This window comes from Natronoflexus pectinivorans (assembly GCF_004345615.1).
Taxonomy (GTDB): Bacteria; Bacteroidota; Bacteroidia; order Bacteroidales; family Marinilabiliaceae; genus Natronoflexus; species Natronoflexus pectinivorans.
On the sequence record NZ_SLWK01000007.1, the window covers coordinates 1 to 15,701 of the forward strand.

Here is a 15,701-nt window from a genome sequence, read left to right on the forward strand (position 1 = left end):
CTGTCCGGATAATTCCAGAACGCATGTCCGGATATTACCGGAATGCCTGCCCGGATAATTCCAGAACGGGTGTCCGGATGCCTCCGGATTTTGCACCTTGCTCTACTGTTTCGTATCTTTTCACCCATCACCCTTGCTATTGCCCGCCCTCAAGCAAAAATTCCGCCAGCCCCTTGCTGTAAACAGTAGCCATCCATTGCCCTCATTCTTCGGGCTCTTAGTCTGCCACCGGTGGCTCCACTCGCAGTCGGCTCGCACTTCGTTCCTTCGCTTCGGTTGCAATCCGTTCGTACCTCACTCATTGCACCCTACGCCCCAACGCTTGCTCAAGGCTGTATAACCTGTTTTTCCCGACTCGCAAATTAAAACAGCAATTGACGAAAGTAATCTAACGACAGTAAATTTCTGATTATCAAATACACCAAAACATAATAGCAAAGTTACAGGTATGGTTGCCAAAGCTGACAAGGGTTCGCTTCGCCAGCCTCAAAAATTCTCCACCCTCATTCTTCGGGTAGTATTTTTTGGTCTGCCCTTGCATCTTTGTCCCCCAACCTGGGCTGAATGGGCATTATGTTTAAATGTATTTTTTCCAGTAAGTTGGGTGGCTGGTGGCTTCTCGCTTACAAATGCAGTTCAGCTAATTTCCGCTATTCTTACATAGGCGGTTATGCTCCGGTTTACACTCTTCAGCTCTTGTGGCTGCAAATCTCAATTAGTAGGCTGCCTTTTTAGGTAGCTTACTATTTATATGACATTCTCTTGAAAAACAATAAATCGAAATGAAATTATCATGAATTGAAAGTATGATATAAGCAATGTAATGCATATAAACGCAACAACTACCAATATCATTCATTTGCCCAAAATTTAGCTTAATTTTCCTCGAAAGCTAGAACAACGCCGGGTTTCAACCGTGCCAAGTCCAAGAATGATTTATTTGTTTAACTTAATTTCTTTAGAAAATGGGAAAAATTAGTCAGGGTATTTTAGGTGGTTTCTCCGGGAAAGTTGGAAGCGTTATTGGAGGTAGCTGGAAAGGCATAAGTTACATGCGTGCTAAAGCCACCTCGGTAAGCAATCCACGTACCGATGGGCAAGTTAATCAGCGTACTAAGTTTGCCTTAGTATTGTCAATTTTGAAGCCAATAACCGGATTTATCCGTGTAGGTTACAAAAAGTACGCAATCAAACAAACAGCGTTTAATGCTGCCATGTCCTACATTCTTAACAATGCTGTTACTGGCAGTTATTCCGACGATTATAGCATTGACTTTTCAAAAATGCTTGTTTCTCGTGGTAACCTCACTGGGGCTGTAAATGCACAAGCAACCTCTGCAAATGGTGTCGTAACCCTTACATGGGATGACAATTCAGGTAGTGGTACTGCAACCCAAACAGACAAAGCTTTGATTGTTGTTTTGAATCCAACAAGAGCCGAATCTGTATTTGATGCAGGTGGAAACCAAAGGGGCTTTGGCACAGAAGATATTTCTGTTCCTGCTGATTGGGCTGGCGAAAATGTTGAAGTGTTCCTGGGTTTCATTACCGCAGACGGAAAAGAAGTTGCAAACAGTGTTTATTTGGGTTCTTTGACTGCTGCCTAAGCGTAGATGTTTGATTTCCTTGCGATTGCCGCCCTCAAAAGGGGCGGCTTTTTTTATTTATTAAATCAGAATTATTATATTTGAAGCGTGTTTATGAATACTTATCTACAAGCAGTTAAGTAGCAGAATAACAGCATGATATATTCTGTTTTTAATACTTAAATATTTGTACCATATTTGCAACATAACGCTATAAGTAATTGAAATATAGAGCGTATTAATTTTGAAGAAGTGAAGTAATCGTTTCTTTGCCATATTAAATAAAGAGTAAGACAATTATAGTGAAAGCCGGGTCGTCCGTTCGGACGACCCGGCTTTTTTTTGGTACTATTATTGGAATATATTAATTTGGACACGATTTTTATGCTGAACTATTTTAATTAACGGGATTTACCAGATGGGAAAAATGAGAGTTGTTTTATTAATGGTTTTGATGGCTGTGATGCCTGGAGTTGTTTCTGCTCAGCAAACTTTCAGTGCTTCTGAAGGTCAGGAAGCACAGGTTAATTATACCGACGAGAACGGTCTTCGACAGGGGTTATGGGAACGATCATATCCAAACGGACGATTAATGTATCGTGCAAATTTTGTGGATAATAAGCCGGTAGGGGAAATGGTGCGTTTTCATCCCAACGGAAATAAAATGGCTCAGATTGTATATGATGAAGATGGCGAGAATGGTGATGGGAAGCTTTTTGACCAGAACGGAAGGCTTATTGCAGAAGGAAAATACAGGCAAACCAGTAAAGAAGGTGAATGGGTTTTTTACAATGAACGTGGATCAATCATATCCCGGGAAAGCTACAAGAATGATAAACTTCATGGTGAAGCCATTGCCTATTACCCCAACGGCAATAAAGCTGCAGTACGTAATTGGGTAAATGGTATTCAGGATGGTCAGGAGGTTGTTTTTTTTCCTAACGGAAATAAACGTCTGGAAGCTAACTATCGTGAGGGAAACCTGCATGGAGCTTATACTGTCTATTATAGAAACGGACGCAGAGAAGTACATGGCATGTATAACCGTGGACGAATGCATGGGCCATGGTTCTTTTTTGACGGACTTGGAAATGAGGATTATCGTTTGAATTTTGAAAACGGCGTGTCGAAAGAAGCTGATTTGCTTGATCAGCAACAAGAAGAGCGATTCCGGGAGTTTGAACGAAGTCGTGGCCGGATAGCTGATCCCGAGGATTATATGGATGACCCGGACGGGTATATGAGAACATGGTAACATAGTTATATCCTAGTTTTTGTCATGCCACAAGAAAAAGCCATTTCATTATTTGAACTGAATCAGCGTCTGCGCGATGTTGTAAAGGAGTCCTTTTCAATTGCCGTATGGATAAGGGCAGAAGTGGCCGAGTTGCGTGAAAACCGAAATGGACACTGCTATCTTGATCTCATAGAGAAGGATGAAGCTTCAGATCAGGTCATTGCCCGAATGAAAGCCATGATCTGGAGTTATAATTACCGGATGATCAAACCATATTTTGAAACCACAGCAGGCCGGCCATTGAGTCAGGGGATAAAAATAATGGTTAGAGGAGTTGTTGAGTTTCAGGAGCTGTATGGCATAAGTTTTATTATAAGAGATATCGATCCTGCTTATACTCTGGGCGATCTGGCTCAGCGACGACGAGAGGTGCTCTTGAAATTGCAGGAGGAGGGCGTGGTTGAGATGAATAAAGAATTGCCTCTTCCGCTGGTTCCCCAGCGAATAGCGGTGATTTCGTCTCCAACTGCAGCAGGGTATGGCGACTTTGTTCATCAATTGCGTACCAATTCCAGAGGAATTGTTTTTTATCCCAGATTATTTCCCGCTTTAATGCAGGGTGAGCAGGCTTCTGCTTCTATTATTGCTGCATTGGATAAAGTGTTCGAAAACAGTTCTTTGTTTGATGTGGTAGTGATAATCAGAGGCGGCGGGGCTTCTCTTGATTTGCTCTGTTTTGATGATTACTGGCTGGCATCGCATATCGCTCAGTTCCCAATGCCGGTTTTAACCGGCATTGGTCATGAACGAGATACTTCCGTGGCCGACCTGGTGGCTCATACTTACTTGAAAACTCCAACTGCAGTCGCTGAATTTCTGATTTCCGGCACCGAACAGGTTTTAGAAAAACTGGATGAGTTCTCAGAGACTCTCATGCAGAGTGTCCGCAGTAGCATTAATCAACAAACCAGAATACTTGACAAGCATTCCTATAATTTTACCCGGGTGGTCAAAGAGTTGCTACAGATAGAGAAATACGGTCTCCAAAGAATCACAGAAAAACTCCCGGTGCATTCCGGTCAGATCATACGTGGGCAGAGAGAGAAAATCAACCAGTTCTCTCAATACCTAAGTCGTACCCCTTTAAAAAATCTGGAAACTAACCGAAATGAACTAAATCGCTTGCTAACTTTTTTGAGATCGCAGGTAAAAGTTCTCCTGAAACAGGAGTCAGGTAGAATGGAATTTTATGACAAATCCTGCCAATTAAATGACCCGTTGTTGATACTTAACCGAGGTTTCACCATTAGCAAACGCAATGGGAAAGTTGTAAAAGATGTTTCAGCCATTTCACCGGGAGAAATTCTCGAAACCCGCTTCAGGGATGGTATCGCTGTCAGTGAGGTGATTTCAAAGAACCAAGAGAAATAGAATAATCAACCACAAGACCTTTACTTTTAAAAATTGGTTTCGTATTTTTGGTTTTATTTATTTTAATGTTGAGTAGCGATTTCTGCCTGACAATGAGCTGTGATCATTGTACGAACTGGGGATATTTTAAAAACAACTCCTTTGGAATTGTTTTATTTAGGTTTTTCTTGCAATATGCAAACATCACAACCGTTACCACATGTTGTTATTTTACGTAGTTTCAAATTTTCCTAGTATTTTTATCAGACAGTCGTCAGGCGCTGGCTTATATCATCTGATTCAGGATGTTGTTGGATTCCAATCGTATATGTGGGTGGGTCCTTCCTCGTTTTCCACCATTTCGTTATTTATTTTTATTGCAGCGTTGATATTACTATTGGTGATTTTTCGTCAGAAAAATCACAAGTTAATGGCTCGTAACAAGAAACTTGAACAGGAGAATGCTGCAAAAGACCGTTTTTTTTCCATCGTTGCACACGATCTGAAAAGTCCTTTTAATTCATTAATTGGGTTGTCGGAGATGCTTATGCTTCACTCTGAAAGCATGAATCAGGAGCAGGTGAAAAACTACAGCAAAATGGTGCACCAATCCACTTCTAAGCTATATTCATTGGTTGATAATCTGTTACAATGGTCGCGCACACAATTGGGGAAAACTGATTACAGACCCGAAAAAATTGATGTCAGTATTGTAACCTCTAATATTGTTAATCTTCTGAGAATTTCTGCTCAGGAGAAGGATATTGTGATATCTCTAAACATGAACAAGGATTTGGTCGGAATTGCTGATGTTAATATTTTTTCTGCTGTGATAAGAAATCTAGTCAGCAATGCTGTGAAGTTTTCAAAAATAGGTGGAACAATATATGTCAACGGAAAAATGCGTCCTGATAAAATGATTGAGGTAGAAGTTGCAGATCGTGGTGTGGGAATGGATAAGATACAGATTGAAAAAGCTTTCAGAATTGATTCAGGCACTTCCACAACCGGAACATTTAACGAAAAAGGAACTGGGTTAGGTCTTATATTGTGCAAAGAATTTGTGGAAATTAACAAAGGTTCCATTCTGCTCGAAAGTAAACCAGGGAAAGGCACTTCAGTGAAATTTACAGTTCCATCCATTGGCTACAATATGAATTAGAAGATTTTTGTAACTTTAAAGCTGAATACAAAATCTCAAATTATTACTATGAGCAAAAAGAAATTGAAATATAGTGAGGCCATTGCTGAAATCGAAGAGGTTCTGGAGCAAATGGAAAATGAGGAGTTAGATGTGGATGATTTATCCGAAAAAGTAAAACGTGTTTCCGAATTGATTCGTCTTTGCAGGGAAAAACTCACCAAAACAGAAGACGAGGTGGTGAAAGTGTTAAACGAGATTGAGGATTAAAAATAATCAGACCCAAAGATTAATGGAAGCAATTCTGTTGAGTCATCTATTTTTAGGATGTTGTTTTTCCCGATAAGTATAATCGGGAAATTTTGTTTATATCGATGAGAGGTTTCAACAATAACCTGCCTACAGCTTCCGCATGGTGAAATCACCTGATTTGTTATTTCATCATCTTTTAGAGCAACAACTGCCATAGAGGAAACCGGAACATCCGGAAAGTTTGCACCGGCGTAGAATAAAGCTACTCTTTCGGCGCACAAACCAGATGGATATGCAGCATTTTCCTGATTGTTTCCACAAATTATTTCCCCATTTTTCAGTTTGATGGCGGTTCCCACGTTAAATCGTGAGTAAGGAGCATATGCTGATTTTGCACTGTTAATTGCCTTCTCTGCTAACTCCCTGTCGCCGGTGGATAATTGATCAACAGATTGGTATTCTGTATAACTGATCGTCTTTTTATGGGACTGCATAATTCAGCTGTTAGGTTATTGCCTGATGCGTCGTCGCAAATTAAGTCTGTCGCCTGCCTTCGGCTGCTCTCCGGCTTGCATCCTGTTAAAATGGTATAGCCGGTTTAATCTGACCCCGTATTGCTGGCTGATTTCATGCATTGTTTCACCTTCTTTTACAATGTGATAAGGATGGTCGGGGTGTGCGTTTCTCCTTTTATTCTCAATGTAAAGAATACGGTATTTATTGATGTTGGCATTGGCCGGAAGATCGTTATAGCTTGGGATTTCCCAGTTTCTGAGGTTAAACATCCTTGACAAACTTTCGAAGGTGTCACCGGGCTCAACCATTACATATCTTACCCCGTTATTATATGCTGTTTGGCGCTTGCCAAACGGATCAATAACCAGTTCTCCGGAAGTGTCTCTTCTCTGTGTTTCCCTGCGGGAGCGACGAGCAGATTCAGAAATGTCCTGATCTAAAAGATATAGTTGATTCTCTTCTATGATCCTAATTAAAAGCCTGGCGTAGTTGGGATTGGTGGCATAGCCGGCTTGTTGCAGACCGTTTGCCCAACCTTTATAATCGGTGGTGGCCAGTTCAAATAGTCCCGAGTATCTCGGACGTGTTGTTAAGAATGTTGTATGATCCTCAAAGGATTGTCGGGGATTTCTGTATTTTCTGAAGCATTCGTTTCTGGCATCGTCATGATGAAAAACTCTCTCTCCTTCCCATCCTGTATGGCACTTTATACCAAAATGGTTGTTGGCCTCCACGGCCAGACGGCTATTGCCGCTAGCAGATTCCAAAATTCCCTGAGCCAGTTTGATGGATGCCGGAATTCCTGAGCGCCGCATGTCTTCAATGGCCCAGTCTTTATAAGTTTCAATATATTGTTCTCGGGTAATGCGGTTTTGGCCTGTAATCTCAGAAATCTGAAAAAATAGAATAGCAGATAAGAGTAAACCCTGACTCGAATATTTATTGATCATTGTTTTATGATGTTTCGTATGGCGTTAATAATGGACAGTTCGTACTTAATTGTACAAACCTTCTGAAAACGTTAATAACACAAATATAATTATTACCTGATAATTTGCAAGCAGTAGTTATTTCAAAACAGTTCCGTTTTGCCAGTTGTAACCTTTAAGAAAATCAATAGATGTCATGCGTTTTTTGCCGGCCAGTTGAAGTTCTTTAATTTCTAAGTCGCCATCAGCTGTGCCAACTAATATATATGTTTTATCATCGCTGCGGCTCTCTCCGGGTTTTAGATCACTGGAAGGTCTTGGCATGGTTTTGAATATTTTCATGGTGGTGGTTTTACCATCGGGGGTCTCTATTTCGGTCCAGCTTGCGGGATATGGACTTAGTCCCCGAACTCTATTGTGCACTTTTGTGGCTCGATGATTCCAGTCTATTTTGCAGTCCTCTTTAAAAATCTTGGGAGCGGACTTTAGTTCAACGTCTTTTGTTAATCTCTCCTGAGGGATTGGTTTGATGTTGTCATCTGCAATGGCCTTAACTGTCTCTACTACCAGCCGGGCTCCGGTTTCCATTAGCTTATCATGAACTGTGCCGGCATCATCTTCCGGTTCTATGGCAACTTTTTGTTGCATAATAATATTGCCGGTATCAATGTCATGATTCAGAAAAAAAGTACTAACGCCGGTTTCTGTTTCTCCGTTGATTACTGCCCAATTAATGGGAGCCGCACCACGGTATTGAGGTAAAAGTGACGCATGCAGGTTAAAGGTTCCTTTAGGCGGAAGATTCCAGACTTGTTCGGGCAACATTCTGAAAGCCACCACTACTTGCAAATCGGGTTTATAACTTTTAAGTTCTTGCAGAAAGTCCGGGTTTTTTAATTTTTCAGGTTGAAGTACTGGAATATTTAGTTCTATGGCCGTTTGCTTTACATCGGACGGAGTTAGTTTACGTCCACGTCCTGCAGGTTTGTCAGGCGCTGTTATCACTGCCACAATATTTGCACCAGCCTCATGCAATACTCTTAAGCTATGCGAAGCAAATGCGGGCGTACCCATGAAAACGATTCGAAGATTTTTCATTGACTTATTGTTTGAATGCAAATTTACAATTTAAAAATGAGCCGTGAGAATCATTAAGCAGTTTTGAAGCCGAAGTCTAATACCTCGTTTAGAGAAAATGTAAAGCAACGCATTTTATGTTTTGTAATTAATTGTTTACCTTTAATTCTTGATTCAATAGGTCTTTTATTCCGAATATCTCGGGGTTAGTTGTTAGACAAATTAAACTATTAAGTTTAATGAGATTTAATAGAAATGAGCAAGTCCTTATATGTGATATGTTTGTAAATAAGGCAGATGACTAAATTTGAATAAGTGTTATATTTAATTTAGACCCTATATTATGAAAAAACATTATGTTGTTTCTTGCTTTTTTGTTATTCTTGCGTTCACATCATGTAAAAAGGATAGTGACTCTGAATATCTTCCATCTTTTGAGGGGATTACGATTAGAGATAATGGTTATGATCTTCCAATTGAAAATGATCCTGATGATTGGAGGTTAGATGTAGAATTTTCTCAAATAGAACGTAATTTATTTGACACCATAGATTTTAACAACATTGCTTCTGTAGAGGAAGCTGTTGTTGAAGAAGTTACTGGATCTATTCCTGCAATTATTAAGTGCCCTAAGCCAGTCTTTTATCCAAATCCCGTAAATCATTATGGATATATCAGTCATAATGCAGGAGATATAGTTAATATCGTTGTTGTTAATAAGTCCTTTCAAAGGCTTTTCGAGTTTAGAGGGGATTCTTTTCGAGTGATGCGCATCGATTTTAGTGATTTCCCCGAGGGTTTTTACAGACTTTATTACGTATTTCAGAATTTAGAATATGAAATAACTGGAATGGGGTATGGAGATGTTTCGGTTGGAATGTTCGATCTCTTTTATGGGGATATGTAGGTATTATATTCTAGTAATTTAAAAACTGTGATATTTCGTTTTGATAAATCAGGTTGCTGATTAACAAGTCAATATAAAAGCACGGATTTATCCGTGCTTTTATATTATTACTTTTGTGCCTTATGTGTAAATTTCTAGTAATGCTGGCAATCCACTTCAAAGTGTTCACGGTCGTGATCACATGCAGGGCACACTTTTGGTGCTTTTTGAGATTCATGTACAAAACCGCAGTTACGGCATTTCCAGCGAACTTTCTCTTCCTTCTCGAAAACAGTTCCGTTTTCAACATTTGCCAACAATGCTAAATATCTTGCTTCATGCTCTTTTTCTACTTTGGCGATGTTTTTGAAAGCGTTGGCGATTTTTTGAAACCCTTCTTTTGCAGCTACTTCGGCAAATTCAGGATAAAGGTCAGCCCATTCCTCGTTTTCTCCTTCTGCAGCGGCTTTCAGGTTTTCGGCTGTAGTTCCTACTTTTCCCGCAGGGAAAGTAGCAGTTACTTCAACCATGCCACCCTCCAAGTACTTAAAGAATCGTTTGGCATGCTCCAATTCCTGCTCAGCAGTTTCCATAAAAATGGCTTCAATCTGACGGTATCCCTCTTTGCGAGCCTGCTTGGCAAACATGGTGTAACGACTGCGTGCTTGAGATTCTCCGGCAAATGCCTTCAATAGATTTTTTTCAGTTTCAGTTCCTTTCAATGATTTTTCCATCTTATTATCTTCGTTTTTAGTTAAACTTTCGAGACTTCGAAAATAATATGGGAAAAGTTGAGAATGAAACTAAATAGGCTGTTCAGTTGCTTTCAACTTATCAACAATCAACTACCAACCCTCAACATCTTATTAAAACCTCCAGCCCAGAGTTACTGCTAATGTATGAGTGTTAGCTTTCATGGAAACTGGCTCCTGAAACTCGTCTTCAATATGTGGAGCATAGTACATCGAATACATATATTTTTGGTATCTCATCATGTAGGCAACGTCCACAAACATGTTCTGCATTCTGTAACCAACTCCAAAAGAGTAGGTTTGGGTTTTATCTCCGCTTTTAAAATGATCCGATTGATATGGGCTTTGATAATTGGCAAAACCTCCTCGCAATGTCACGGTCTCTGTAGGTCGAAATTCTGCTCCAAATCTCAGGTTGTGTGTTGCTCTGAAGGTGTTATTGATTTGATTGTTGAGTTCTGAAACCGCAGCTTTATCGGCTACGCTTGAACTTTTACTGCGGTATTGCATGCTTGAATTGTCTGTGTACTCATAATCCATGCTTATTAATCCACGAGTGCCAAACAAATAAGATACACTACCTATTGCTTTAAATGGTGTGCGAAAGTTGTACGAGTTCTCCGCATAACGGCGTTCATCAAATCTGTCCAGATCATAAAACAGGTAAGTTTCTTCATCGTCGCTTAAGTCAATTAAAAACTGGTCAGCAATAATTCTTGTGGTATATTCATTGTCAACGGAAAAGAAAGTGGGTGTGTGAAACGCAGCACCAATTCGCAATGCATTAATAGGTTTATAAATGATTCCGGTTTTTAGATTGATTCCGGTGGCACGTGTTGTTACTCTTTCCCTGAATGTATAATTGTCAAGACCAAAGAACCCTTCTTCTTCGTTATCCAGCCAAAGTTGTTCTGATTCAAGCCATCGGTATTCATAATACCCTTCAAGCTGTTCGGGGAAATTTGCATAATTATTTCTGCCTCCTGCAACTTCCTCAAAATGATCCATGTTTCTGGTATATGAAAAAACCGGAATTCCTAATGATGCTCCAATATAGAACGTATGGCTGATGTTTGCTCCTGCAGCTATATTAAACTCTCCTGAACTTCCGCTTTCTGATAAAATCCGGGTCTGGTTTATTCCATCCAGAGGTCCCCATTGAGGAACAGCCAGGTCATAACTCGGGAATCCATTCTCATCATCAACATTAAACCTGTTATATTCAAATGCATTCAAATAGTTATGCGGATATGATTCATTTGGAAACATGCTCGCCACATCTGATGCGTAAGGGTTTCTATCCAATAAAAATGCATCATATGCCAGTCTTTCATATAAGTTATCCATTCTACCCATATTAGCATTATGGGTGAACATATCCAATAATGATGAGCCAATATTTAAACCATTTATATACGTTTTTCTTGAAAACGTATTGTTTCGGTTATATCCTATGGCAAAATGTGTGCTTATTATTCCACTTGTAGCTTCTCTAATTGGCTTATAAGTACCAACAAAACCAATTTGCTGGAAAGGCATGGTGATTCTGTCGTCATCGGTTTTCATCCCATAGTAATCGGCTTCAGTTCTGTCGAAACGAAATGATGGAGTGAATGTGAATTCACTGCTTCGGTAAACTGCAATACCTGCCGGATTTATCCCAATGCTGGAGTAATCGCCACCCAATGAGCCCATAGCATTTCCTAACGACATGCTTCTGGCAGTTCCGGTGGGCTGGCTTGATGTAAACCGAATGGCATCTTCTGTTGTTTGGCCTGTTACCATTAATGAAGCTGTTAGAAAGGCCAAAGCACCTATATATCTTTTCATCATGATGAGTTTTATTGGTTTTTAGAAATTATGAATCCAGAGGTAACAATATTCCTTAAATATTAATTAGTAATCTATATCTAGTGTCAAATCAATCATAAATTGACGGGTTAATATAGTGCGTATGCCTTGGCTTCGACGTGAGTGTTCGACTGAGCTCACACCGAAGTCTCACACCGAAATCTGAGCCGAATGGGGCTAGGGGTGAGCTCTGGATACAATTCTATTTTGATATAACACTAACCCGTTTTGTTAATTTTTTAACAAATCAATGAGTTTTATTTTCCCTCAGTTTTTTCAAAAAAAACTGAGGGAAATATAAATTTGAGGAGAATTTTATCTAAATTTTAGCGGCGTCCACCTCTGGATGAAGAACTGCTTGAGCTACTACTTCCACCTGAACTTCTGCTTGAAGACCCACTGCTGCTTGATGGCGCAACTGATCTGGATGGTGTACTGCTGCTTGAAGGTGCAACTGACCTTGAAGGTGTGCTGCTTCTCGCTGGCGCAACCGATCTGGATGGTGTTGTAGTTCTTGAAGGAGAACTCTGAACACCTGATTGTCTTTGCGGTGCGCTGCTGCTACCTCGTTGGTATGTCGCCGGTGCGCTCTGCCTGGTTGTTGCTCCAGACTGACGGTTCCCGGTATTTTGAATGTCTTGCCTGGTTGGCGCTGATTGCACAGATCTTGTGTTTTGCTGTGTTGCAGTACGCGATGTTTGTTGCACTTGCCGAGTTGTACTACTACTTGCTCCCTGAACTGTTCCGGTGGTTTGTGTCTGCCTTGTATTATTGGCATTACTTACTCTTGTGTAGGTTGCCCGGTTGTATGTTGGTCTTGTGTTTCCTTCTGGTTGAGAGTACGTAGGTGTATAACTTCTTCTTACAGTAGTCTCAGAGTTCCTACGTGATGAAGATGAAGCAGAACCTTCTCTTGTAGATCTAAGTTCCCCGTCACCGCTGGTTCCTCTGGCAATCGCTCCGCTTGCATTCCCTGATACACGGCTTGATCTTTCACGTGCATCTAAAGTGGATGTTCGTGCCATGCGATCGTCCGAAGAGGTTCTTGTGGCTCTGTCGGTGGTACTTCTCAGGCCTTCACTTCTACCAACTGATGCCGTTCCACGACTGTCTCCGCTTAAGCTACCTCTGAATCCTTGATATACAACAGGACGGGTAGTATGTGGTCTGTGATTGTAAGGTCTGTGATACGCATAATAAGGATTGTGATAAAATGGCCTGTAATAGCCACCCCAAAAATACGGTCTGTGCCAGTGCCAGTAATGACCTGCAAACCAAGGTGAATGCCAGTCATACCATCCGAATCCATAGTATGGCGATCCAAAATGCCAACTCATACCCCACCCGAATGGGCGTCCATGCCATCCACCAAAGTAGAAACTATTATACCATCTGTTGTGCCAAGCTGGAACTGCGTAAGCATAATGTCCGTCAACATATACATTCCAGTCATAATGGTTGAAATACACTATCTCGCTGTAAACCGGAGAGTGATAAGGGATTCGTATAGCAGGGCCATGAAACCTGATGATGCGTTCTGCATAGTTTCGATCCGAGGCAGAGCCTCTAAATCCATCTACCCAATATCCGGTTTCTTCATTGTAATAGAGTAAAGTATCCGTTTCCTGAATGTTTTCATCACTCAGAATGGCAGCATACTCTTCCTGGATTCCTGAAAAATCACGAAGGTCTTGCTGTTCGCGAGATCTTTGGCTTCTTTCGAATTCATTTTGCTGAATGGCCAAATCACGTCTTTCATTTTTTCTATCTTCACCAGTCAATGAGGGTACAGGCGAGAATGCCTGATGCACATTTTCACGACTGGATCCTGGTACAAAATAAATATCATCGTAATAAACTCCAGGCCCTGTCAAATTAGTTGATGCGCAGGATGTAAGAATCATTACGCTTACCAGTGCAGTTGTTAGTTTTATAGCTTTCATAATATCTCCTCCTCATTGGTTTGCTACTTTTAATTTAGCAAATACTATACCAAAACATATCTCTTCTTCTTTGATTTGCTTATTTATATAAAATACTTCTAAAATATGTAAAATATTACTCAAATATGGCTGTTTGTTTGCAAATATACAAACAAAGAACTTGTTTTCGTAAAGCAACTGCATTTAAACAGAAGCTATGTTTAGGCAATGTTTATAACCTGTTTAAATTCTATTTAAGTGTTTTTTATTTTTATGTTAGCAGAGCATGTTTTGTAGGATGTGTTTTATGTAATTGTCAGTGGGTCAGGTTTGTATTGTTGTAGTTTAAGTTAGCGTCCGGAGTTGAATCTTTCTGTTTCCATAAACTATTAGTGATTTTTCGCTCTTTTTAAGGCGATAATTCCTATTTTTGTGCCTCAAAATGTGACACACAGTTAGAGTTTTAGATTCATTATTTTTGAATTAATCATTTTTATGGCAAAAGTATTAACAAGCCGTTCCGAGAGTTATGCACAATGGTACAATGATTTGGTGCTAAAAGCTGATTTGGCTGAAAACTCTTCCGTACGTGGGTGTATGGTTATAAAGCCTTACGGTTACGCTATTTGGGAAAAAATGCAACGTGTTTTAGATGATATGTTTAAAGAAACCGGACACGTTAATGCTTATTTCCCCCTGTTCATTCCAAAATCATTTTTTAGCAAAGAGGCTGCTCACGTAGATGGTTTCGCCAAAGAGTGTGCTATAGTTACTCACTACAGACTGAAAAATGATCCTGATGGTAAAGGTGTAATCGTTGACCCGGATGCCAAACTTGAAGAAGAGTATATTGTTCGTCCCACATCAGAAACCATCATTTGGAATACATATAAAAACTGGATTCAATCCTACCGTGATTTACCAATTTTGGTTAATCAATGGGCAAATGTGGTAAGATGGGAAATGCGCACCAGATTGTTTTTGAGAACTGCTGAGTTCTTATGGCAGGAAGGACATACTGCCCATTCAACAAAAGAGGAAGCGATAAAAGAAACTGAAACCATGCTTGGTGTTTATGCCAATTTTGCTGAGCAGTGGATGGCAATGCCGGTGGTTCAAGGATATAAAACTGCCAACGAGAGATTTGCCGGTGCATTGGAAACTTTAACCATTGAAGCTTTGATGCAGGATGGAAAAGCTCTTCAATCAGGTACATCGCACTTTCTTGGTCAAAATTTTGCCAAAGCTTTTGACGTAACTTTCACCAACAAAGAAGGAAAAATTGAGCATGTATGGGCAACTTCATGGGGTGTTTCAACACGATTGATGGGAGCACTAATCATGACTCACTCAGATGATAACGGATTGGTTTTGCCTCCCAAACTTGCACCTACTCAGGTAGTCATTGTGCCTATATACAAAAAAGATGAAGAGTTAAGCAAAATATCAGAAGTAGCGGAAAAACTGGTGACTGAATTGAAATTACGCGGTATTTCGGTGAAATATGACGATGATGACAAGCGAAAACCCGGTTGGAAATTTGCAGAGTACGAATTAAAAGGTGTACCCGTTCGTTTAGCCATTGGCCCACGCGATCTTGAAAACGGAACAGTGGAAGTTGCCCGAAGGGATACCCTTACCAAGGAAATTATGCCACTAGAAGGTATCACTGGTAAGATTGAAGCTTTATTGAATGATATTCAGGAGAATATTTTCAAAAAGGCACTTGATTACCGCACAGAGCACACAACGAAAGTGGACGATTACGAGGAGTTCAAGCAACTTTTGGATGATAAAGGTGGATTTTTCCTCTGTCACTGGGACGGAACCTCTGAAACCGAAGAAAAAATTAAAGCCGATACAAAAGCTACCATTCGTTGTATCCCATTGGATGCGCCCGATGAAGAGGGTAAATGTATGGTTACTGGTAAACCATCTTCAAAGCGAGTGTTGTTTGCACGATCGTATTAGTCTGTTCGTTTTAATACACAGATACAAAGCTCACAAAGGATTGTCTAAATCTCCTTTGTGAGCTTTGTGCTTTCGTGGGTGTTTTTTTATTTTGAGTCTCGACTCTTTTTTTTAGCCCCCTGGTCACTTTTTGCAATATTTCATTAAATTGTAGCACTCAATTAATCATTA

13 protein-coding genes are annotated in these 15,701 nt (G+C 40.2%); 7 read left to right on the top strand and 6 right to left on the bottom strand.

What is annotated here, in order from left to right; genetic code table 11:
- Positions 1-965 precede the first annotated feature (965 nt).
- From EV194_RS10255 to xseB, 5 genes are all read left to right on the top strand, one after another.
- Complete coding sequence (locus EV194_RS10255; protein ID WP_132433952.1) at positions 966-1,607, top strand: DUF6266 family protein; 642 nt, start codon at positions 966-968, stop codon at positions 1,605-1,607.
- 397 nt (positions 1,608-2,004) lie between these two features.
- Complete coding sequence (locus tag EV194_RS10260; protein WP_132433953.1) at positions 2,005-2,841, top strand: toxin-antitoxin system YwqK family antitoxin; 837 nt, start codon at positions 2,005-2,007, stop codon at positions 2,839-2,841.
- 24 nt (positions 2,842-2,865) lie between these two features.
- The gene (xseA, locus tag EV194_RS10265; protein WP_132433954.1) at positions 2,866-4,254 is read left to right on the top strand and encodes an exodeoxyribonuclease VII large subunit; all 1,389 of its coding nucleotides are present in this window, start codon (positions 2,866-2,868) and stop codon (positions 4,252-4,254) included.
- 199 nt (positions 4,255-4,453) lie between these two features.
- Positions 4,454-5,395, top strand: a complete 942-nt coding sequence (locus tag EV194_RS10270; protein ID WP_132433955.1) for a sensor histidine kinase — start codon at positions 4,454-4,456, stop codon at positions 5,393-5,395.
- A gap of 48 nt (positions 5,396-5,443) precedes the next feature.
- A complete protein-coding gene (gene xseB / locus EV194_RS10275; protein WP_132433956.1) occupies positions 5,444-5,644 on the top strand; it encodes an exodeoxyribonuclease VII small subunit in 201 nt (66 codons plus the stop codon).
- Here the strand turns inward: xseB and EV194_RS10280 are convergent.
- From EV194_RS10280 to fmt, 3 genes are all read right to left on the bottom strand, one after another.
- Positions 5,641-6,120, bottom strand: coding sequence for a cytidine deaminase (locus EV194_RS10280; protein ID WP_243699386.1), 480 nt, complete (start codon positions 6,118-6,120; stop codon positions 5,641-5,643). The genes xseB and EV194_RS10280 overlap by 4 nt on opposite strands.
- Positions 6,121-6,135: 15 nt before the next feature.
- A complete protein-coding gene (locus tag EV194_RS10285; RefSeq protein ID WP_132433958.1) occupies positions 6,136-7,092 on the bottom strand; it encodes a glucosaminidase domain-containing protein in 957 nt (318 codons plus the stop codon).
- 117 nt (positions 7,093-7,209) lie between these two features.
- Positions 7,210-8,169 carry a methionyl-tRNA formyltransferase gene (gene fmt, locus EV194_RS10290; protein WP_132433959.1) on the bottom strand — a complete coding sequence of 320 codons (960 nt, stop codon included), beginning with the start codon at positions 8,167-8,169 and terminating at the stop codon, positions 7,210-7,212.
- 322 nt (positions 8,170-8,491) lie between these two features.
- On the opposite strand from fmt, the gene EV194_RS10295 reads away from it, so the two are divergent.
- Entirely contained in the window at positions 8,492-9,055 is a 564-nt protein-coding gene (locus EV194_RS10295) for a hypothetical protein (RefSeq protein ID WP_132433960.1), read from the top strand.
- Positions 9,056-9,189: 134 nt separating this feature from the next.
- On the opposite strand, the gene rbr is transcribed toward EV194_RS10295, so the two are convergent.
- The 3 genes from rbr to EV194_RS10310 form a co-directional block, all read right to left on the bottom strand.
- Positions 9,190-9,768, bottom strand: coding sequence for a rubrerythrin (gene rbr / locus EV194_RS10300; protein WP_132433961.1), 579 nt, complete (start codon positions 9,766-9,768; stop codon positions 9,190-9,192).
- A 132-nt stretch (positions 9,769-9,900) separates the two neighbouring features.
- Positions 9,901-11,616 carry an OmpP1/FadL family transporter gene (locus EV194_RS10305; RefSeq protein WP_132433962.1) on the bottom strand — a complete coding sequence of 572 codons (1,716 nt, stop codon included), beginning with the start codon at positions 11,614-11,616 and terminating at the stop codon, positions 9,901-9,903.
- 347 nt (positions 11,617-11,963) lie between these two features.
- The gene (locus EV194_RS10310) at positions 11,964-13,580 is read right to left on the bottom strand and encodes a hypothetical protein (RefSeq protein WP_132433963.1); all 1,617 of its coding nucleotides are present in this window, start codon (positions 13,578-13,580) and stop codon (positions 11,964-11,966) included.
- A gap of 474 nt (positions 13,581-14,054) precedes the next feature.
- Here EV194_RS10310 and proS point away from each other — a divergent pair, with 474 nt between their 5' ends.
- Positions 14,055-15,530: a proline--tRNA ligase gene (gene proS, locus EV194_RS10315; RefSeq protein WP_132433964.1), complete on the top strand. Its 1,476-nt coding sequence runs from the start codon at positions 14,055-14,057 to the stop codon at positions 15,528-15,530.
- Positions 15,531-15,701: the final 171 nt, after the last annotated feature.